The organism is Paenibacillus sp. Y301, from assembly GCF_059445505.1.
The window spans coordinates 90,492-112,466 of sequence record NZ_JCAIUL010000002.1 but is presented as its reverse complement, the minus strand read 5'-3'; the positions used below and the strand labels follow the sequence as shown (position 1 = coordinate 112,466).

Sequence of the window (21,975 nt, the reverse complement as noted above, 5' to 3'; positions counted from 1 at the left end):
TTAATATTCCAAATGGTCGCGTTTGGTGACTGCGTTCAGGATAGCCGCTAGTGCGAATGAGAACAGGAACACAATAACACCGATTGCCATACCGTAACCATACGAGGAGTTGGTATAAGCCTCTTTGTACATATAGCTCAGGAATACCTCAGTGGAGCCATCAGGTCCCCCTCCGGTCATCGCCATCACGAATAGGAAACTCATATTGATCGTACTGATGACGAAGAAGGTAAGCGTGGTACGAATATTCGTCCAGATTAACGGGATCGTAATGGTGAAGAATTGATGCATCCGCCCAGCACCCTCGAGTTCAGCAGATTCATATAAACTTTCAGGGACATTCGCCATACTAGCCATATACATAACCATGTAATAACCGATAGCCTGCCAGATCATAGCACCTGCGAGGGAGAAAATAACGATTTTCTGATCGCCCAGCCACAGTGTAGGGTCTGACGTTGCGCTACGGAATAAATTTAAGAATGCATTTAGCAGTCCGCTATTCGGATCATATATTGCCGAGAAAATGGCACTGATAACGACAACAGACAATATATTCGGAATGTAGAAGACGACTCGTAAGAAATCTTGCCCTTTAATCTTTTCACGAGAAAGCATCGATGCGAACACAAGTGCAAAAGCAAAGGTAACAATGGTAACTAATATGATAAGTAAAAGACTGTTCTGAAACGCTTGATAGAATTTATCACTATGAAAAAGTTTCGTGAAGTTTTGCAGCCCTACAAAGGTCTTCTCATCTGTATATCCACCCCATTTGTAAGTGGACATTCGAAATACATCGATCGTTGGTATGATTAGAAAAACTATGAATAGGATTACGGCGGGAGCAAGACAGAAGAAAATAAAACGCCCTTGTCCTTTCTTGATGTCCATATATCTATCTCCTTCCTAAGGTAAAAATAACGGTGGCAGCTTTCGCATGCCACCATTATTCATAGATTGATTGGCTTTATTTATTTCAACGCCCCACGTAATGCATCGCTTGCTTTCGTAATGGATTCAACCCACTCAGCTTGTGTCTTAGCTTTTGTCACAAGGGAATCCAGTGTACCAAATACCGTATCCGAGATGCTTACACCTTCCACAGGATCGGTTGTAGCAAATGCACCCATAGCCGCTTTTGCACCTGTGTCATAGATGCTATAGAAGAGTTTATTGTCACCGTCCAATTTACTAGCCATATCTTTAATCGGTTGAACTGCGCCTACTTTAGCAAAAATAGCAGCTGCTTCATCGGAATAAAGATATGCAATAAATTGTTTAGCTAGATCTGCATTCTCAGCCTTCGCAGGAACCCAGATTTGTTCAAAGAAGGTATAGGAGAAGCGATCCCCGCCCTCTTTTACAGCTGGAAGAGCCGTGAATCCCCATTTAAATCCTTCTGCACGAGGGGCTTTAGCCATTTCACCTACTACCCAAGTTCCGTTTGGCATGAAGAGAGCCTTGTTATCCAAAATAAGCTGTTGGTTTTTAACAAAGTTATCTTTATTGCCATTGGCTGGAACGGTTTTCTCAGTGTACGTCGTAAGTTTATTGATAATATCAAAAGCTTGCGTTGCTTCTGGTGATTGCCATACACCTTCCGTGTAATTCATCGCTTTAGTGAAGAATTCGGGACCCCCCACTTCGTTAAGTAATGCATAGAAGAATGAATCGAAGTAACCCGTAGTTGGATAAGAGAACAATGCAATTCCCTCAGCCTTAGCTTTGTCGCCTAATGCCCACATTTCGTCCCAAGTGGTAGGAACGGCCCAGCCCTTCTGCTCAAGTAAGCCAGCATTATAGAACAGTCCCGTTGGACTATAGAACATTGGCATCAGAAAGGTCTTGCCATCCCCATAAGGATTCGTAATGGTTGTATCCGTAAACCCAGGGATAATTTTATCCTTCACAGTAACACTCTCACCAGGAACCGTCATCGAAAGCACGTCTGTAAGATCAGTCATGTTATTATCTTTAATAAAGGTTTCTGTCAATCCTTTGGGCTGACCTACTGCAAGATGGATAACGTCAGGGAAGTCTCCTGTTTTCATACTAGGTCCAATGACATCTTCAAGACTTTTGTCAATCGTAGTTTCTACTTTCACACCCGCATTAGCTTTTTCAAATCCTGCTGTAATCTCTTTCCATACATCAGATCCATAAGCGGTTTCTAAAGCAGCTAACTTAAGAGTACGAGATTCAGCAGACGGAGTTGAACTCGCTGGCTTATTGGAGGAATTTGCTGGTGTGGAATTAGAACCACTTTCAGAATTACTGCCACAGGCTGTAAGGCTAATAGTCAGTGCAGCTGTAAGTGTAAGGCTAACAATTTTTCTCATAATACCCCTCCGCATTTATCATTTGATTAGTGCTTTGTAATCGCATATAAGTGAGTCTCTCTACTCATTTATCTTATCCCATGGAACCGCTTTATTTCTACATACATGTTGCCGTTCATTTTATATATCTTGCTTTTATTACAAATATATAAATTGAAAACTATTCCAATTCATTATTATGAAGTCTAGTGGATGTGGTAAAGTAAACTTATATAATTGGAGAGGACTGACTCGATTTGGGAAATGTACGTTATTGGCTGCCCGGAGAGGGACGTGGAGAGATCGCCGCTAGATTGATCTATGTCAGTTCCGCAATTTATGAAGGTGATTGGTACAGCATGCGCCATTCTCATAATTTCTCAGAACTGTTTTACGTTCGAAGCGGACGTGGGAATTTCATTGTAGAGAACGAAATCTATCCCGTGCAACAGGACGATCTTGTCATCGTGAACCCGAACGTGGAGCATACCGAGGTATCTGTTAGTAGCGATCCTCTAGAGTATGTTGTGCTTGGAGTTGAGGGATTAAGCTTTGACTTCGGGGATCGAAGTGGTAGCCGGAATCATGAGATCATCAATTATCGAAATCAGAGAGATGAGCTATTCTTCTATTTCAAAGCAATGCTTCGGGAAACAGAAAACAAGGATGAAAATTATGAAGCCATCTGTCAAAACTTACTCGAGGTTGTTATCATTATTTTAATGAGAAGCTCTGGTCATCCATTCTCCGTCGTGGCTACCCAAAGGGCTAACAAAGTATGTAGTCGGATCAAGCGGTATATCGACTCGAACTTTGCGGAGGAGATCTCGCTTGACTATCTGGCAGAAAAGGCACATCTCAGTAAGTATTATCTAGTACATACGTTTGCGAAGTTCTATGGCATGTCGCCCATTAACTATTTAATTGAGGTCAGGCTTCGTGCGAGCAAGGAGCTATTAGAAACCACGGATCTTTCTATTTCACAAGTAGCGGAATCTACTGGATTTTCCTCTCAAAGCTATTTCTCTCAAAGTTTCCGCCGGAGCTGCGGTCTAACTCCAAGCGATTACCGAATTCAGACCAAGAGAGTAGTTCAATGACTATATGGATTTCAATAATTCTGAACGTTGCAAATGGGCATTAAAAAAGATGACTCCTGATAAATTCAGAAGTCATCTACTCACTGACTAAGAAAGGTCTTCTTTTTCCAACTCTCCACAAATACGGTCACAGTTCAACCTTCGCTAGAAGAGCCTTTCTTTTACTCCTCTTTACTTTGTCAGATTCAATGCTCTATATATCATTGCGACAAACTCTGCACGTGTCACGGGTTCATTTGGATTAAATCTACCATCGGATCCATCTACAATTCCTGCTTGTTGTAGTAAAGTAATGGCTTTATAGTACGGATGGCTTGGTGATACATCAGAAAAAGCTACCGCCTCACGTATTGGTTCGAACTCAAAAGCACGCATGAATATCAGGGCCATATGTTGTCTCTGGATTGATTCATTCGGTTGGAACGAGCCGTCTGGATACCCCGTAATCATACCTTGACTAGCTAATTCCTCAATCATTCTTTGTGTCCAATGTCCCGAAGTGTCATTAAAACTCAAAGTCGGCTTTGGATCTGGGGAAGTGTTTGCAATCCATTTCGCATACAATTTTGTATTTTTTGTCACACGATCGGTTATAATATCCCACTTTTGGTTCAACGCAACATCTTGATACCAACCTCCAAATATAAATCCTTCCTTAGTGGGTGTTGGAAGCTCTGCTAACCTTGAATTATTTACTACAGATAGATTGACTATAACGTTCCCGCCATTGGTTTCAAAATACACCGTTAAAGTTGGTGAGGCTGTTGGAATATAACCTCCTCCATTATTTCCAGAGGAACTATTACCCATCCATTTTGCATACAACGTCGTATTCGCTGTGACCAGATCCTTCGAGAAGATCCACTGGTTTGTTAATGTTGTCTCTTTATACCAACCACCAAATGTATAACCTGGCTTCGTTGGTGCACTCGGTTCAGTTGCCGTTTCATTGTATGATTCATTCTGAGTCGCTACGATACTTCCTCCATGTGACTCAAAAGTCAATGTATAATGATTAATATTCCAGGCTGCATATAGGATGACCTTAGATAGGATGACCTTAGCTGTGCTTATATTGAAAGCATCATTCACCACATAATTTGTCCCACTTCCATCTGCTTCGGTATTCCAACCCTTAAAGGTAAATCCCGTTTTGACTAGACTTCCAGTATTATTAGCTACTGTTACACTTTTCCCAGTCTCATAGGTTTGACTATCTATGGGTACGATTCCTCCAGTAGCTCCATTTCCATCGTAGCTTACTCTATATTTTAAGATGCTGAATGTAATGGTAATCGAGTTACCTGCAGCATCTGTAACAATAAGTTCATAGGAATCTTCAACATCTATAGGCGATCCGCTTATAAAGGAATTGCCGTTTAATGTTGCGGTACCTTCATTAAATGTAATTGTTCGTGAAGAACTATAGCTCTCTCCATCTTCTACACCTTGGACGATCGGAGCTGTCATATCAAGAATAATACTATCTTGAGCTGAGCCGACAGTGCCTGCATGATCAATAAACTGTACATAAACTGTCTTGTAATCATCCCCTGTTGGCAATGTAAATGTATATGTCTTGCCTGCTATATACAACTCATTAGCTGACCAAGTCAGATTGTCACCGGAGAACTTTACATACACGACATCCGTCACTCCTACCGCGGGTGTGATCGCAAGATTTACTTCTTGCTCTGTTGTATACGCATCTCCGTTATTAATAACTACAGTGCCCGTTGGGGCTACCGTATGTAGTGTAATGGTTGACGTGTATGGGGGAGATTCATTTCCTGCCCCATCTATGAGCTGTATCGTTACTGCTTTTGCTCCATCGACACTTCCTATAGGAAGTAAGAAGCTACTACTGTAAGCAATCGTCGTTGGTGCTGATCCATTGACTGCATATTTGATAGTTGCAATATCGGTTACGCCTGTTGCTGGTGTCACTTCAACCACTACATTCGATTTATTCGTAAAGGCTTTGCCATCATTCACAACTATTTTACTCGTCGGAGGAGTTTTGTCTATCGTAAATCGCACCATTTCTGACTCAATTCCTGCTGTAACAATTAGAGTGTATACACCTTCTGCTGTGACAGGTGTACCACTCGTAAAGGGGGATCCATTCAATGTTGCCGTACCGATGTTGAATTGTGGTATAACATTGTACTATATTTATCACTCGTACTTCGGTAGCCAGTCGCCGTGTGCTTCAATCATATCGTCGCACATCGCAACGATATCATCGATTGAAAGTTCTGCAGCCGTATGCGGATCTAGCATCGCCGCGTGGTAAATATGCTCGCGTTTACGGCTCATCGCTGCTTCAATCGTTAGTAATTGTGTATTAATGTTGGTTTGGTTAAGTGCAGCAAGCTGCGGTGGCAGGTCACCCACATACGTTGGCGTTACTCCACTACGATCCACTAGACAAGGCACTTCGACACAGGCCTCTTTTGGAAGATTCGTAATTAGGCCCGTGTTCATCACGTTACCACCAATTTTATATGGAATTCCCGTCTCCATCGCTTCTAGAATATAGGATGCATACTCATGCGAACGTACATGACTTAGATCTTTATTGTTGACCATGTCATCCCGCATCGTGGACCATTTCCCGATCTGATCGACACAGCGGCGTGGATACTCATCCAGTGGGATGTTAAAGCGCTCAATCAGCTCCGGATAGTTACGCTTGATGAAATATGGATGATATTCTGAACTATGCTCAGATGACTCCGTCACATAGTATCCGAAACGGAACATGAGCTCGAAACGTACCATATCGCTGTGCTTGTCCTTTTGCTTCTCTCGTGCACGCCGCTTAATTTCCGGATATAGATCTACACCATCCCTCTTACACTCCAATAGCCAAGCCATATGATTGATTCCAGCAATTTTAGTCTGTACGCCTGTCGTATCCATTTCTAAATTCATTAATAAATCAGGCATACATGTCTGAACACTGTGACAAAGACCGATGGTTTGGATACTGCCATATGTACTCATAACGTTCGTTAACACCGCCATCGGGTTCGTGTAATTCAAGAATAGTGCCTCTGGACACACTTCCTGCATATCACGGGCGAAATCCAAGACCACCGGAATGGTCCGTAAATTACGGAAAATGGCGCCGATCCCTAACGTATCTGCAATCGTCTGCCGCAAGCCGTACTTCTTGGGTATCTCAAAATCAGTAATCGTACATGGATCATAACCTCCCACTTGAATGGCATTGATCACAAATTTCGCACTACGCAGTGCCTCTTTACGATCCGTGTAGGTTTTTATCCGGCAGGTACTACCCGATGTATTTTTTATATTATTAAGCATATTCTCTGAATCCTTAAGCCGCTCCATATCAATATCGAACAGCGCTAATTCGAAATTCTGAAGTGCAGGCGTCAGCATGCAATCTCCTAGTACATTTTTGGCAAAAACCGAACTTCCAGCTCCGAGAAATGTAATCTTATCCATCATTGACCTCCTAAGTGTGATAGCGTTTACTATATATATACTCTACACTTCACATTGGAATAATCACATAGATGAAATCCACTTCTATATGGAGATTTGTAGTTTCTCGTATATAATGAACTTATAACGGATGGAAGAAAGGAAACAACCATAATGTCGTATACTCAACCTTCGGTTGCGATAAATCCTTTTCCCAGCAAGGGTGAGCTCGTCGTGCTCTTCGCTGGTCAACAACATACAGAACCTTCCCATTTGGCTGGTCCTCAGGTGTTAGACTATCATTTGGTTCACTATGTCGTTTCGGGCAAAGGACGCTTTCGTTGTTTGGGAAGGGATTATGAGTTGGGCCCAGGAGATCACTTTTTCATTTTCCCAGGGGAACTTGTACGTTATGAATCCGACAAATCGGACCCTTGGCACTACCGCTGGATTGGCTTCAAAGGAGACTTGGCCGATCAGTTGCTGAGTCTACAGAACATTTCTCCACATTCTCCTACGCTACAGTCAAAGAAGAGTTGTAACATCACCATGTTGTTTCACAATGTATATCGTGTACTCCATGCCGGGGATGCGGCATGTGACCTGCGAGCTGAAGCTTATTTACGTCTGTTGCTTGCCGAATGGGTCAAGCATAAAGGCTCCGTTCCCGCCCGTAGCGAGTTCGAGCATCCAACACAGCATCAGGTAGAACATGCCATTCGTTGGCTCAATCTACAATATTCCAAGCCGATCACTATTGGTGAAATGGCCTATTCGCTCGGTTATCACCGCACTTACTTATCCAAGATTTTCAAGCAACAAACCGGATTAACACCGATGGGTTACTTGCAAAATATCCGTATGGAACGTGCCAAGACGCTACTTCTGGAACGATTGACCATTGAGCAGATCGCTTCCTCTGTCGGATATCAGGATGCACTTTATTTCTCCAGACAATTCAAGAAATGGTGCGGGGCCTCGCCGACGGAATACCGCTTGCAGCAACCCGGACGAGACTATGGTTGCAGGTAAGGCTGGATTCTTATTGCTCATTGTTAGTTTACGGATAGTATCATATCAAATGCTTTTTGCCATCAAGGGCAAGAGCCTCTAAAGCTCCTAATAAAAACAGGAAGCGGGGATTCACCCCTGCTTCCTGTCCTGTATTACTGCGTCTATTTCAATTGATAAACTCTTGCTTCATAGGGTTTCAGGCTAAATGAAGCAATCTCTTCATTCGGATTAACCTCGTAGTTCGCAATAAGCAATTTCTTATCCGCAAATTTTATATCATTCGGTAGTTTAAACAAGGCTTGTTCTTCTGAGAAATTGCATATGATCAGTATCTTCTCATCGTTCAGGCTTCGAGTAAAAGCATATATTTGTTCATTATCAGCTAAGAGCAGCTCATATTTTCCATAAACGATATTAAGATTTTTCTTACGTAACTTGATCAGCTTTTTATAATAATGATATATTGAATCTTTATCCTCAACTGCCGCATCCGCATTAATGACTTTATAATTAGGGTTTACAGCTATCCATGGCTGCCCAGTTGTGAAACCTGCATTAGATTCTTTCGACCATTGAACCGGTGTTCGCGCATTATCTCTTCCCCGTTCATGGATCGCTTGCATGATTTCGTCCGGTGTAAGAAGATTACCTTCCATATAATCCCTATACGCATTCAGAGTTTCGATATCCCGGTATTGATCCATGGATTGAAATGCAACATTGGTCATCCCAATTTCTTCACCCTGATAAATGTAGGGTGTTCCCTTCAACATATGAAGGCAAGTAGCGAGCATTTTTCCGGAAATGACCCTATACTCTTCACTGTCATTTCCGAAACGTGAAATAGCCCTTGGCTGATCATGATTACTCCAGTACAAACTATTCCATCCATCTTCTTCAAGCCCAACTTGCCATCTGGAAAAGATCGTCTTTAAGTCCGTCAGCTTCCATGGAGCTGGTGTCCACTTGCCAAATCTGCCGTTGCCAACATCCACGTGTTCGAAATGGAAGACCATATTTAACTCATTCCGGTCATTGCCTGTGTACAACTTCGCTTCTTCCGAACTTACACCAGGCATTTCACCAACCGTGATGGTATCATACTTGGATAACACTTCTTTGTTCATCTCTTGCATAAATTCATGGATGCGGGGCCCGTTAGTATAATGTGGGCCCCCGTTTCCATAAGGGTTGCCATTCACCGTTCCATCCAGGAATCGCTGATCCTTGGATATAAAGTTAACCACATCCATTCGGAACCCGTCGACGCCTTTGTCCAGCCAGTATATCATCATGTCGTATACTTCTTTTCGTAAATCCGGGTTCTCCCAATTTAAGTCAGGTTGTTTTTGACTAAATAGATGCAAATAATACTCATCCGTAGATGGATCATACTCCCACGCACTCCCACCAAAAGAAGCACCCCAATTATTCGGCGGATTCCCTTCTTTACCAGGTTTCCAAATATAATAATCGCGATACGGATTATCCTTGGACGATCGCGATTCGATGAACCACGAATGCTCATCCGAGGTATGATTCACAACCAGATCCAACATAATTCTGATATTGTGCTTATGAGCTTCCTCCAACATTTCATTGAAATCGCTCATGGTTCCGAACTCATCCATAATGTTTCGGTAATCACTGATATCATAACCATTATCATCATTCGGCGATTTATATACTGGGGACAACCAGATAACATCAATACCCAAATCCTGCAAGTGACCCAGCTTTTGAGTAATTCCTTTGATGTCACCAATGCCATCCCCGTTGCTGTCCTTGAAGCTACGAGGATAAATTTGATACACTATGCTTTCTTTCCACCATTTTCTCTCCATCTATACTCTCTCCTATCCAGAAGTAAGGTTACTATTTAATCGCACCCTGGGTAATACCATTAATAATCCATTTTTGTGCGAACAGATACACAATGACCATAGGCAATAAGGCCAGCAGATAAGAAGCGAACGCTAGATTGAAATCGGTACCGAACTGTCCCTGAAACACATATTGCACCAGTGGGAGCGTGTAGGAATCTTGGTCTCCCAGTAAAATTAGCGGTAACATGAAATCATTCCATGACGACAGGCAGGATAAAATTCCGACCGTTGCACTGATTGGCGCAAGGAGAGGAAAGATGATTTTCCAATATGTCCCCCATGTCGATGCCCCATCAATGTTCGCTGCTTCTTCAAGCTCTACCGGAATGGAGCGGATATAACCCACATACACGAACACATTGAATGCAAGGCCGTATACGACGTTGAGAATGATCAGTCCCATAATATTGTTCATATGCAGGTCTGTTGTCACCTTAACCACAGGTAACATAATGATCTGAAACGGGATGAACATGGCACTGATGAAATAGAAATACAGCCCTTTGAAGAACCTCTGTTTCATATTTCGCGCAATCGCGTAAGCCACCATAGAATTTGTCAGCAGAATGAATACGACTGAAGTAATAGTTATAACGGCACTGTTCTTGAAGGCATTGAAGAAATTCGTCGCCTTAATTGCATTACTGAAATTCTCAAAATGCAACCCCGTTGGCAGTGCGAAGATCGATTGAGCCATTTCCGCCGGGTTCTTCAGTGCGATGCTGACGGTCATATAGAGCGGGAATAAAATGAGCAGAGAGCCCAGTGCAACGAGTATAGTAATGGTCCAGTTCGTCTTCTTTGTCATCACATGTCCATCTCCCGTTTCTGTAGAAATTTAATCTGAATCACGGAGATCACGGCGATAAGAATAAAGTAAATGACGGCATTGGCCGATTGATAGGCAAATTCTCCGCCTTGAAATCCTCCTGTATAAATAAGAAGCGCAATCGATTGTGTAGAGCGTCCCGGGCCGCCTCCCGTAAGGGCAACAATCTGATCAAACACCATCAGTCCGCCCTTCATGGCAAGTACCATGTTAATGGTAAAGGAAGGAGCCAGAAGTGGGAACGTAATGTTCCAGAATTCTCTGATTTTTCCTGCACCATCCAGATTCGAAGCCTCGTACAAATCCTGTGGTATCGTCTGAAGACCGGCCAAATACAAAATCGTGTTAAACGCGATACCTTGCCATACGCCAACTATAACAATCCCAACCCACGCCCAATCAGCGTTTCCGAGAATATTTTGCGAGAGAAATTCACTACCTATTTTTTCTCCCCAGACAGTAAAAACATTGGAGAACAAGTAGTTGAAGATAAAGCCGATAATCAGGACGCTGAGAATGTTGGGCAAGAAGTATACGCCGCGAAAAAAGTTTTTGAATTTGATCTTAGCGTTCAGTCCTAGCGCAATAAGCAGGCTGATTATATTAATGAAGATCGTCATGATAATGGCATACTTGAAAGTGAACAGGTAGGAATTCATCACATTTGAATCTTTAAAGAGGTTCACAAAGTTCTTGATTCCTACGAAACCGTAACTCTCGCTGAAGCCATCCCAATTCGTAAACGCATAAAAGATTCCCTGTAACGTAGGAAATGTATGAAAGGCAAAGAACAATAGAACTGCTGGGATGGTCATTATGTAAAAGGCGATGCGGCGTTTAGCCATTAGTGTGTCTCCCTTCTATACTGCAAATAAGAAGAAACGGATGTACCGTCCCTTTTTAAAGTTCGGTATCCGTCTCTGTGACATATAAGGTTAAAGGATAGAATGCAACTCTGTATTATTTACGATTGGCAACTTTGTCCCACTCGGTGTCGAGTGAAGCTAGATAAGCGTCAATATCCTTCTCTTGCAAGAAGCCTTGAATGATTGAATCTAACTTCATAGCCGCAGGGATATAGTGATCTGCGAAATCAATGAGATGGCCATTTTTGAATGATTCCGTCAGGTCAGCAACACTAGCATCGTCTAGTGTAACACCTGTCACTGCAGAGAATGCTTTTTGCTCAGAGATATATTGCTTCACATTGTCCGGCTGAAGTAAGAAGTCCACAAATTTCTTAGCTTCCTCTTTGTGCTCCGAACTCTTAGAAATGGTAAGTATAGTATCTACACCGGAAACGAGTTTGTTCTTGGCTGGATCATTCGTGCTTGGGAAGGGGAATACACCCAGTTCAATATCCGGATTACCCTTTTGAATTTCTGGAATAGCCCATACTCCCTGCAGATACATTGCAGACTCACCCTTGGCAAAAGCGGTGTTGCCGTCGTTATATCCCTTGCCGTAGATATCCTTTTGAGCAAAGTCCAGGAGCTTCAGTTGCTTCTCAGCAATCTCACGATACGTATCCTTGAATGTTACACTGCCTTCCGCGCGCTGGGAGAAGAAATCAAGGCCTGCGATATTACCCGCCAGTGAGTTGAACTGGTGAAGGGATGTCCATGCATCTTTTAGTGTGAGATAAAAGGCGTTCTGTCCAGAATCCTTAACCTTTTGGGCAACTGCAATGAATTCATCCCAGGTTGTTGGAACAGTAAGTCCTAGCTCCTTGAAGATTGCTTTGTTGTAAATAACGCCGTTAGCATTTGTTGAGAAAGGAATGCCGTTCAACTCTGTCAGCCCGGTCATGCCTTTCAGCATATCCAGATAAACCGGTTGAATGTTCTCAATAAGCGGGTCATTCGTGAAATTCTCAAACAGTCCGCTTTTGGCAAGAGTCGAGAACGTATCCGTTGCGCCCGTTCCGATGACGTCAGGAATATCCTGTTTCGCAACGCGGGTCTTTAGAACCGTTTCTGCATCCGGTGGATTTACTTGGGTTACCTTAATGTTCGGGTTAGCTTCATTGAACTTGGTTACGAGCTTGTCGAAAGTAGCTTTAGCTTCAGTCTTGTTCTGGAAGAATTCAATTTCCACCGTCTTACCAGAAGCTCCTTCGGAATTACCACCATTATTGCCACATGCACTAAGTAAAGAGATCGCCAGTACGCCTACTAAAAGAGGTTTAATTACCTTTTTCATCATCTATTCCCCCTGAGAAAATTAATTTGTTGGTTATTGTGATCTGTGGTTATTCCTTCACCCTCAACTTAATTCTTGAGAGTAAACGTTTACGTTCTTTTGATGTGTTAACCTTTTCTCCTATTTCTGATCCCTCTCTCTCGTAATAACCATTTAATTTCAGATAGTAAACGTTTACGTTATATTGAAAAAAACTTTAGGTAAGTTTCCTTACCGACTGTCTTTCAACAATCTTATGAGGCATAATACTGCTTTCTGCTACGCAGTCGTTCTCAATCATATTAATCAGCTTCCCTGTAGCTAATTTCCCCATTTCATACAGCCGCTGATCCACTGTTGTTAAGGGGGGCACTGCCATTTCAGCAAGCTTCAGATTATCGTAACCGATTACGGAAATGTCTTCTGGAACCTTGAGACCATGCCTCGCAGCAACGGACAGAACTGCAACTGCCATCTCGTCACTCGCTGCAAAGATAGCCGTAACCTCCGGCGCAGTCTGAATCAGCTTCTCCATAGCTATACATCCATCATCAAACTCGAAATTCCCAAAGACCAGGTGAGACTCCTTAAAGGGTATCCCATAATTCTGTAACGCCTTCTGGTAACCTTCTATTCTCGTGATGCCAGCCATTTTATCAGTCACAGATCCGCTAACCATGGCAATTTCCCGGTGACCTTTTAAGATCAAATATTCCACCGCATCATATGCTGCCTGCTTATCATCCACTTTGATGTAGGGAACAGAAGCATAATCCGTTTTGGTAGATACCAATACCACAGGTACTTTCATCGCTTGTAGCACTTCATAATACTCTTCCTTCAGCATTTCGCTGGAGAATATAATGCCGTCTACCTGCTTCTCACGTAACACATGCAGATATTTCATCGTACGCTTGCCATCCGCATCCGTATTACAGACAAAGACGCTGTAGTTATGGTCGTTGGCGTACTCTTCTATACCATGGAGAATGTCCGCAGAGAAGTAACTTGATACAGTCGGGAACATTACCCCGATCGTCTGCGTCCGCTTATTGATGAGGCCGCGGGCGATTGCATTAGGCTGGTATCCTATTTCTTTAATAACCTGATTCACCTTTTGCTTCGTTTTGTCCGAATACCCGGGAAGATTATTCAGCACCCGAGAGACCGTAGCGATAGATACATTAGCTTTCCTTGCTACATCTTTGATCGTTGGATTGTTCATATCAATTCCTCTTCAACCTGTCCTACAACAGTAATGTAAACGTTAACTTTTTATTTTATGAAATGTAATACTTTCTACGTAAACGCTTACCTAAAATATAAATGTTACTGTTATTTTTGTCAACCATTAATGACAATAAATATACTTTGGACCAAACCTAATATTCCGCAAAGCCACGATTTCGTTGAGTTAATGGTTTCAATCAAAATACAATTGGCTTTTGAGGTTTGGAATAATCAAAAGGAAAAGAGGCACCGGTTGAGTTTACGAACTCAACCGATGCCTCTTTTTTTACACAATGGAGTAACAATATGGTCAAACGGCGTTTCCCATGCGGAAAACCCTTTGATGCATAAGGGTTTTAATCCCTTATTACATCATGCCGCCCATACCGCCCATGCCGCCCATATCAGGCATACCTGGTTTTTCTGGTTCTGGCTTGTCAGCGATAACTGCTTCAGTAGTCAAGAACATTGCAGCTACAGATGCAGCATTTTGCAATGCTGAACGAGTTACCTTAGCAGGGTCAACGATCCCAGCTTCGAACATGTTTACCCACTCATCAGTAGCAGCATTGTAGCCGATTCCGATAGCTTCTTTCTTCAAGCGTTCCACAATAACGGAACCCTCTTGGCCAGCATTTGCTGCGATTGTACGGATTGGTTCTTCAAGAGCGCGCAATACGATGTTTACGCCTGTTCTTTCATCGCCAGTCACGTCTACAGCATTTACTGCTTTATATACGTTCACGAGTGCAGTACCACCACCGGATACGATACCTTCTTCAACCGCTGCGCGAGTTGCGTTCAAGGCATCTTCGATGCGTAGTTTGCGTTCTTTCAATTCTGTTTCAGTTGCAGCTCCGACTTTGATTACTGCTACGCCACCTGACAATTTAGCCAGACGCTCTTGCAATTTCTCTTTGTCGAACTCGGAAGTTGTATCTTCCAATTGAGCGCGGATCTGATTAACACGAGCGTCGATATCAGCTTTGTTTCCAGCGCCATCAACCACGATTGTGTTTTCTTTTGTTACACGGATTTGACGTGCAGTACCCAATTGATCAACAGTAGCTGTCTTCAGGTCAAGACCCAATTCTTCTGTAATCACTTGTCCGCCAGTCAATGCAGCGATATCTTGCAACATTGCTTTACGACGATCACCGAATCCTGGAGCTTTAACAGCAACTGCGTTGAAAGTACCACGCAATTTGTTAACTACTAGCATAGCTAGTGCTTCGCCTTCGATATCTTCAGCAATGATCACAAGCGGTTTAGCTTGTTGAACGATTTTCTCAAGCAACGGCAAGATTTCTTGTGTGCTTGTGATTTTCTTATCTGTGATTAGGATGTATGGATTCTCAAGAACAGCTTCCATTTTGTCCGTATCTGTAATCATGTATGGAGAAATGTAACCGCGGTCGAATTGCATACCTTCCACGACTTCCAATTCAGTAGCGAATCCACGGGATTCTTCAACAGTGATAACACCGTCATTACCCACTTTTTCCATAGCTTCAGCGATCAATTCGCCTACTTCTTCGTCAGCAGCAGAGATCGATGCAACTTGTGCAATGGATTGTTTGCCTTCGATTGGTTTAGCGATACTCTTAAGCTCGATTACAGCTGCTTTAACAGCTTTCTCGATCCCTTTACGGATAACCATAGGGTTAGCTCCTGCAGTAACGTTCTTAAGACCTTCACGAATCATCGCTTGAGCAAGAACTGTTGCAGTAGTTGTACCGTCACCAGCTACATCGTTGGTTTTAGTAGCAACTTCTTTAACAAGTTGTGCACCCATATTTTCAAAAGCGTCTTCCAATTCGATTTCTTTAGCAATAGTTACACCATCATTAGTAATCAATGGGCTACCGAATTTCTTCTCAAGAACAACGTTACGACCTTTAGGTCCCAAAGTTACTTTTACTGCATTTGCCAAAGCATCAACTCCGCGCAGCATAGAGCGGCGTGCGTCTTCACTAAATCTAATATCTTTTGCCATGGTGATGTATTCCTCCTTATGGATTATATATTACATTTCGTGCATTCCTATGTTCGAGGTGATTAACCTACAATTGCATGTATGTCGCTTTCTTTCATAATCAAATATTCTTTACCTTCATATTTGATTTCTGTTCCGGCATATTTGGAGAAAAGAACTTTGTCGCCTTCTTTTACTTCAAGAGCAACACGTGCACCATCTTTTACCGCACCGTTACCTACAGCAATAACTTTACCTTCTTGCGGCTTTTCTTTAGCAGAGTCCGGAAGGACAATCCCGAATGAAGTCGTTTCTTCTTGCTCGATTGGTTCTACCAGTACGCGGTCACCTAAAGGTTTGATCATGAAAAATAGCCTCCTTATTAAAATAGTATATTGTGTGAGACAGTACCATCTGTCGAAATATGTATTAGCACTCGACAAGCCTCAGTGCTAACAACCAATTTTTATGATACTCAACTTGGGCACATTTTTCAAGTCTTTTGTACCTATTTTCAAAAAAAAATGTGTAAGCCCTCATACATTCTATCCATACCGCTGTTAAATATGCCCCTATCCTTCTAAATGACATTCTCCATAGAAAAAAAGACACCCCCTTCAGATGAAAGGCATGCCGATGAATGGAATAAGTCCGTTCTACTTAGATCTATTTATCTGTGTCATCTTCTTGCCGATATCTAGCTTCGATCTCTTCATCAGTTGCTAGCTGCTTACGATAGATCAGTGATGATACGAATACACTGAACTCGTACAATAATAAAAGAGGAATCGTCACTAGAAAGTCAGAAATGAAATCCGGTGGCGTGATTACCACGGCTATAAACACAAGTACAAAATATGAAATCTTCCGCATTTTACGTAGACGTAATGGATTCAGAATTCTAATCTTGGTTAAAAACATAACCACAAGGGGTAGTTCAAAAAGGAGTGCAAGAGGAATCACTAAACTAAACATAAAGCTGAAATATTGCGTAATCCCATACGTTTCTTCTAGGCCCATACTTGTGGTGACTGCCGTAGTAAAAGACAGAGCCATTGGAAACACAATATAATAAGCAAAGGAGATCCCTAGTAGGAAAAGAATCAACACAAACGGTACATATCTTAACGCCGCTTTACGTTCGATTTCCCTTAAGCCAGGGCTTACGAAAGCCCACAATTGATACACAATAAAAGGTAAGGATATCACTAGCGATATCACCATGGATATTTTCATGTAGATTCCAATACCATCCCAGAATGAAAAGGCATGAAGTACATAATCCTTGGCCGTATCCGCATCAATTAAATAATGATATATAGGATTGGCTAGAAACAAACCAATGATAAGTCCTCCCAGAAATACACATAACACATAAATAATTCTTTTACGTAGTTCACCTAAATGTTCAAAAATGGACATCTCATCCTGCACTGCAGACATGCTTGTCACCTCGGTTTTCACATCAATTGTGGCCAACACAAAATCCCTCCCCGCAGGAAGGGATCAATCTGTCAGTATGCTCCTGACGTACTATTCTGGAAGGCGTTTATTTTCTAACTCATTCGGAGTATTGGTAGCTTGTTTCACTTCAGTCTTCTGTGGAGAAGCTGAATCCTCCATAATGTCACGTGCTCCATTTTTAAATTCCCGGAAAGTCCGTCCTACAGCACGTCCTAATTCAGGTAATTTGTTGGGGCCAAATAGTAGTAACGCTAATATTACAAGCAAAATAATACCTGGAGTTCCAATTCCCATAATGAATTCCTCCTTATTTAAAAACAGTATCGCTATCCTTAAGTACTTGTGTTAAATCTATAAATTCAGCTAACACGAACACTAACACAATATTTAATATACGAATTATACCATAACTTATATCACATAAACACAGCTATTTTCGTTACTAATTCGCCATTATATATCGTTCTATTGACGATATTGACCTGTTACCATTAGGAGTGCTTCAGGCAACTGATCCATAATCGCCGCTAGAGATTCGTGTACGCCCTTTGGAGTGCCCGGAAGATTCACTATGAGAGTTCTGCCTCTAATGCCACAAATACCTCGGAAGAGCATTGCAGAAGGGTTACGCTGCATTACTACTCCCCTCATCGCTTCCGACATCCCAGGAACCTCACGTTCAATAACCTTTCTAGTTGCCTCTGGGGTAACGTCGCGGATGGCCAGTTCTGTCCCACCTGTCGTTAACACTAAATCTGCTCTGAAATAATCGGTTAGTTCAATGAGTGAGGCCATAATCTCATCTTGTTCATCGGGGACGATGCGGTATTCTACGATCTCTCCGCCCAATTCTTCTTCCACCAACTCCCGGATGACCTGGGCACTCGTATCTTCGCGCTCACCCCTGGATCCTTTATCGCTAGCAGTTAAGATCGCTGTTTTCCACACCATGTGATCACCCGCCTCCTTCTCTTCTTATTCTACCCTCTATTTTTAAGTGTTAAGTTGATAATCTCCGCTCTTCCCACCACTCTTCGACTGTAGATAAGTGGGTCCAATCACCATATCCTTTTGAAGCGCTTTGCACATGTCATACACTGTTAGAGCTGTAGCAGATACGGCGGTTAATGCCTCCATTTCTACCCCTGTCTTTCCAGTCGTCTTTACAGTTGCATCTATGTATAGTTCATTATGATCATTGTCAGTGAAATGAATATTTATGCCTGTGAGTGATAGAGGGTGACACATTGGAATCCAATCGGATGTTTTCTTCGCAGCCATTACACCTGCTACTTGCGCTACCGCAAGTACATCACCTTTGCCAATTAACCCAGCTTTAATCTTCGCAAGCGTATCTGGTGCCATCGTAACCGTAGTGTGCGCAACAGCAGTCCGTGCGGTCACTTCCTTGTCCGATACATCCACCATACGTGCTCTACCTTGTTCGTTGAAATGAGTCAATTCCATTTAATAAACCTCCTTATTGCAATTCATAACGCCATTCTCAGTAACGAGAATATTTAGCATTGCATCATGTCTATCCATGGGTACCTGGTGCACGACCTGCATTTCATAGCCAAGTCCGATCAAAATTGGAGGGTTCTTATGATTAACGTATGGCTGTAACCGCTCAAGATATCGATCATAATAGCCGCTGCCGTAACCCAACCTTCCACCTATCCTATCAAAGGCCAGTCCCGGTATAATAATGACATCTGGAACAAAATCATGTCTAAGAGCGCTTAAACGCAAAGGATCGGGCTCTTCTATTCCGTAAGCACCTGGTTCTAATTCATTCCAATCTCGAAGTGGGTAGATCTCCATAGAATACTCTCTAGGATCACATCTAGGAACAAGTACTTGTAAGCCTTTATTCCATCCCCATTCAATTAAACTTCTTGTATTTAGTTCAGAGCGAAACGGAATATAGACTAGAAAATGACTTATTCTCATAGATTCCATCTCTTGTGTTATATGACGAATAGCTTCATTAGACCACTGCTCACGTTGAATACTGGAACATGCATTTCGAGCTTTTGTCATAGTGAGACGTAAGTTTTTTTTAACATCGGATAATGGGTGATTATTCCCGTTCATTCCCATTCAGCCGCCTTTTCTATGTTTACGTATACATATGTTTTGCCTATAGTGTACCACTGTTGCTTTCTTTTCGCCAAGATCGGACTGAAGTCCTGCAACTGAAGTCGCGTAATCCCTCCATTTCATGTAAAATAACTAACAAGTAGAAGCGGACGTGCTGTCCTTTTTTCAAGAACAGAATCCGTTATATCGGAAATATTAGCAATATATTATCATGGATCAATATTTTCATATATACGCAAATGGATTTAGATACCTCAGCGATTATGAAATTGATCATGTGAGACTTAATGCTTTCTTATCATTTAAATAAGAACAAAGATGGAGGTTTCTATCGCATGTTACTTCAAGCTACTGGAATTAAAAAACTATACGGAGTTCATCCGGTTCTCGACGGTATAAATATACAGATTCTTGAAAAAGAGCGCGTCGGTCTCGTAGGTGTAAATGGTGCAGGTAAATCTACCTTTCTACAAATTCTAGCAGGGGAAATATCCCATGATGGAGGACAAATTTTCAAAGCAAAGGAAACTACGATAGGCTATCTTGCTCAGAATAGTGGTCTCCAATCCGATCGAACACTTTGGGAAGAAATGCTAGCCGTGTTTACTCCCTTAATCGATGCCGAACAGGAACTACGCTTAATGGAGAGTCAAATTGCTGATCCTGTTTCGATGGAGAATCCTAAGAAATATCAAGATCTATTAGATCGTTATGCAGTTCGTTCCGATTGGTTCAAAGATCATGGCGGTTACGAAATGGAGACCAAGATCCGCAGTGTACTTCATGGGATGGGGTTCGGAGATTTTGCACCTAATACGCCAATCTCAACACTTAGTGGTGGGCAAAAGACTCGTCTTGCGTTAGCACGTATTCTTTTATTAGCTCCCGACTTACTTATGCTGGATGAACCTACGAATCACTTGGACATTGCGACATTGACTTGGTTAGAAGATTACTTACGTTCATATTCAGGTTCATTATTAGTCGTATCCCATGACCGTTATTTCTTAGATCGTCTAGTAACAACCATCGTTGAAATTGAACGTCATCAATCCAAGCGTTACACGGGAAATTACAGTCGATATGTTGATCTAAAGGCTGCTGAATACGAATCACAAATGAAACAATACGATAAGCAACAAGGCGAGATTGCCCGTATGGAGGATTTCGTTCAACGCAATATCGTACGCGCCTCATCCACCAAGAGAGCACAGAGTCGTCGCAAATCCCTTGAAAAAATGGATCGATTGGATAAGCCACTCGGCGATCTGAAGAAGGCACACTTTTCTTTTGAAGTAGAATATTCGTCAGGTAAAGAAGTCCTACAGGTCAATGAGCTGTCTGTCGCATTTGATCCGTTAGAACCTTTATTCCAACATGTATCATTTGATATGCGTCGAGGAGAAACCGTTGCCTTAATCGGACCTAACGGAATTGGGAAATCCACCTTATTTAAATGTATGCTAGGTACACTCGAACCTGCTGCCGGCAATATCCATTGGGGAACGAAAGTGAAGATTGGCTATTATGATCAAGAACAGACCAATCTAAATTCGAAGAATACCGTTCTTGAGGAGCTCTGGAGTGAGTACTCTCATATGGATGAAGCTCGTATTCGTACGGTACTTGGCAACTTTCTATTCAGTGGCGAGGATGTTCTCAAGAAAATCTCTGCTCTCAGTGGGGGTGAGAAGGCTCGAGTTGCATTAGCTAAACTCATGTTGCTAGAAGCTAACATGCTCATCCTGGATGAGCCTACCAACCATTTAGACTTATTCAGTAGAGAAGTGCTTGAGTCTGCATTAATCGATTATGAAGGGACTCTTCTATTTATTTCACATGACCGTTATTTCCTTAACAAGATGGCAGAACGCATTGTTGAGCTCTCTCCAACAGGTACTGAACAGTTCCTAGGAAATTATGATGATTATACCGAAAAGAAACAAGAACTAGCTGAAATACAACAAGAGGCACTTCTTGCGGCAAAAACAAGCTCGAAATCAGACATCCCTTTAGATTCTATGGATACTTCTGGAGCTTCTTCATTCGAAGCGGAGAAATTAGCCAAACGTGAAGAACGTAATCGTCAACGACGACTGGTTACATTAGAAGAAGAGATACATGTATTAGAAGAGGAAATTACTGATCTAGAAAACAAGATGGCCCTCCCAGAAATTGTTCAAGATTATATGGCTCTACAAGAACATCAACAGAAGGTCGATTTGAAAAGAACCGCTCTCGAAAGCGTGTATAGCGAATGGGAAATCCTTGCTATGGAATAAGCAAAAAACATTCGTAAATGCAATGATATAAGAAACACAAAAAAAGTTTATTTCATATATTTGGGGTTATGCACAATGTTATCCCCGTAAAACGTGCATAACTCCTCACAAAAAATAGCCCTAAGGGCTATTTT

19 protein-coding genes are annotated in these 21,975 nt (G+C 42.2%); 3 read left to right on the top strand and 16 right to left on the bottom strand.

The features are described from left to right. Positions 1–894 carry a carbohydrate ABC transporter permease gene (locus tag AC1D69_RS03960; RefSeq protein WP_495454862.1) on the bottom strand — a complete coding sequence of 298 codons (894 nt, stop codon included), beginning with the start codon at positions 892–894 and terminating at the stop codon, positions 1–3. A gap of 80 nt (positions 895–974) precedes the next feature. Next, positions 975–2,342, bottom strand: a complete 1,368-nt coding sequence (locus AC1D69_RS03955) for a carbohydrate ABC transporter substrate-binding protein (protein WP_495454861.1) — start codon at positions 2,340–2,342, stop codon at positions 975–977. A gap of 236 nt (positions 2,343–2,578) precedes the next feature. On the opposite strand from AC1D69_RS03955, the gene AC1D69_RS03950 reads away from it, so the two are divergent. Then, positions 2,579–3,421 (top strand): helix-turn-helix domain-containing protein, encoded by an 843-nt coding sequence (locus AC1D69_RS03950; protein ID WP_495454860.1) that lies wholly within the window; start codon positions 2,579–2,581, stop codon positions 3,419–3,421. 171 nt (positions 3,422–3,592) lie between these two features. On the opposite strand, the gene AC1D69_RS03945 is transcribed toward AC1D69_RS03950, so the two are convergent. Together AC1D69_RS03945 and AC1D69_RS03940 are read right to left on the bottom strand one after the other, a co-directional pair. Further along, positions 3,593–5,551, bottom strand: a complete 1,959-nt coding sequence (locus AC1D69_RS03945) for an InlB B-repeat-containing protein (protein WP_495454859.1) — start codon at positions 5,549–5,551, stop codon at positions 3,593–3,595. A 48-nt stretch (positions 5,552–5,599) separates the two neighbouring features. Then, a complete protein-coding gene (locus AC1D69_RS03940; RefSeq protein WP_495454858.1) occupies positions 5,600–6,898 on the bottom strand; it encodes an alpha-glucosidase/alpha-galactosidase in 1,299 nt (432 codons plus the stop codon). 153 nt (positions 6,899–7,051) lie between these two features. On the opposite strand from AC1D69_RS03940, the gene AC1D69_RS03935 reads away from it, so the two are divergent. After that, positions 7,052–7,909: an AraC family transcriptional regulator gene (locus tag AC1D69_RS03935; protein WP_495454857.1), complete on the top strand. Its 858-nt coding sequence runs from the start codon at positions 7,052–7,054 to the stop codon at positions 7,907–7,909. Positions 7,910–8,052: 143 nt separating this feature from the next. Here the strand turns inward: AC1D69_RS03935 and AC1D69_RS03930 are convergent, their stop codons facing one another. The 12 genes from AC1D69_RS03930 to AC1D69_RS03875 form a co-directional block, all read right to left on the bottom strand. Next, the gene (locus AC1D69_RS03930; protein WP_495454856.1) at positions 8,053–9,735 is read right to left on the bottom strand and encodes a glycoside hydrolase family 13 protein; all 1,683 of its coding nucleotides are present in this window, start codon (positions 9,733–9,735) and stop codon (positions 8,053–8,055) included. A gap of 31 nt (positions 9,736–9,766) precedes the next feature. Further along, positions 9,767–10,585: a carbohydrate ABC transporter permease gene (locus AC1D69_RS03925; protein WP_495455285.1), complete on the bottom strand. Its 819-nt coding sequence runs from the start codon at positions 10,583–10,585 to the stop codon at positions 9,767–9,769. Then, positions 10,585–11,451: a carbohydrate ABC transporter permease gene (locus tag AC1D69_RS03920; RefSeq protein ID WP_495454855.1), complete on the bottom strand. Its 867-nt coding sequence runs from the start codon at positions 11,449–11,451 to the stop codon at positions 10,585–10,587. The genes AC1D69_RS03925 and AC1D69_RS03920 overlap by 1 nt, the downstream gene beginning before the upstream one ends. Positions 11,452–11,566: 115 nt before the next feature. Next, positions 11,567–12,808, bottom strand: coding sequence for an ABC transporter substrate-binding protein (locus tag AC1D69_RS03915; protein ID WP_495455284.1), 1,242 nt, complete (start codon positions 12,806–12,808; stop codon positions 11,567–11,569). Positions 12,809–13,004: 196 nt separating this feature from the next. Then, positions 13,005–14,012, bottom strand: coding sequence for a LacI family DNA-binding transcriptional regulator (locus AC1D69_RS03910; RefSeq protein WP_495454854.1), 1,008 nt, complete (start codon positions 14,010–14,012; stop codon positions 13,005–13,007). Positions 14,013–14,384: 372 nt separating this feature from the next. After that, a complete protein-coding gene (groL, locus tag AC1D69_RS03905) occupies positions 14,385–16,013 on the bottom strand; it encodes a chaperonin GroEL (RefSeq protein WP_495454853.1) in 1,629 nt (542 codons plus the stop codon). A 62-nt stretch (positions 16,014–16,075) separates the two neighbouring features. Beyond that, entirely contained in the window at positions 16,076–16,357 is a 282-nt protein-coding gene (gene groES / locus AC1D69_RS03900; RefSeq protein ID WP_495454852.1) for a co-chaperone GroES, read from the bottom strand. A 301-nt stretch (positions 16,358–16,658) separates the two neighbouring features. Further along, entirely contained in the window at positions 16,659–17,435 is a 777-nt protein-coding gene (gene tatC, locus AC1D69_RS03895; protein WP_495455283.1) for a twin-arginine translocase subunit TatC, read from the bottom strand. Between the two features lie 90 nt (positions 17,436–17,525). Continuing rightward, positions 17,526–17,750 carry a twin-arginine translocase TatA/TatE family subunit gene (gene tatA / locus AC1D69_RS03890; protein ID WP_495454851.1) on the bottom strand — a complete coding sequence of 75 codons (225 nt, stop codon included), beginning with the start codon at positions 17,748–17,750 and terminating at the stop codon, positions 17,526–17,528. Positions 17,751–17,921: 171 nt separating this feature from the next. Beyond that, the gene (locus tag AC1D69_RS03885) at positions 17,922–18,407 is read right to left on the bottom strand and encodes a MogA/MoaB family molybdenum cofactor biosynthesis protein (protein ID WP_495454850.1); all 486 of its coding nucleotides are present in this window, start codon (positions 18,405–18,407) and stop codon (positions 17,922–17,924) included. A 42-nt stretch (positions 18,408–18,449) separates the two neighbouring features. Continuing rightward, a complete protein-coding gene (gene moaC, locus AC1D69_RS03880) occupies positions 18,450–18,923 on the bottom strand; it encodes a cyclic pyranopterin monophosphate synthase MoaC (RefSeq protein ID WP_495454849.1) in 474 nt (157 codons plus the stop codon). Next, positions 18,924–19,553, bottom strand: coding sequence for a 5-formyltetrahydrofolate cyclo-ligase (locus tag AC1D69_RS03875; protein WP_495454848.1), 630 nt, complete (start codon positions 19,551–19,553; stop codon positions 18,924–18,926). Positions 19,554–19,894: 341 nt separating this feature from the next. Here AC1D69_RS03875 and AC1D69_RS03870 point away from each other — a divergent pair, with 341 nt between their 5' ends. Next, positions 19,895–21,841, top strand: coding sequence for an ABC-F family ATP-binding cassette domain-containing protein (locus tag AC1D69_RS03870; protein WP_495454847.1), 1,947 nt, complete (start codon positions 19,895–19,897; stop codon positions 21,839–21,841). Positions 21,842–21,975: the final 134 nt, after the last annotated feature.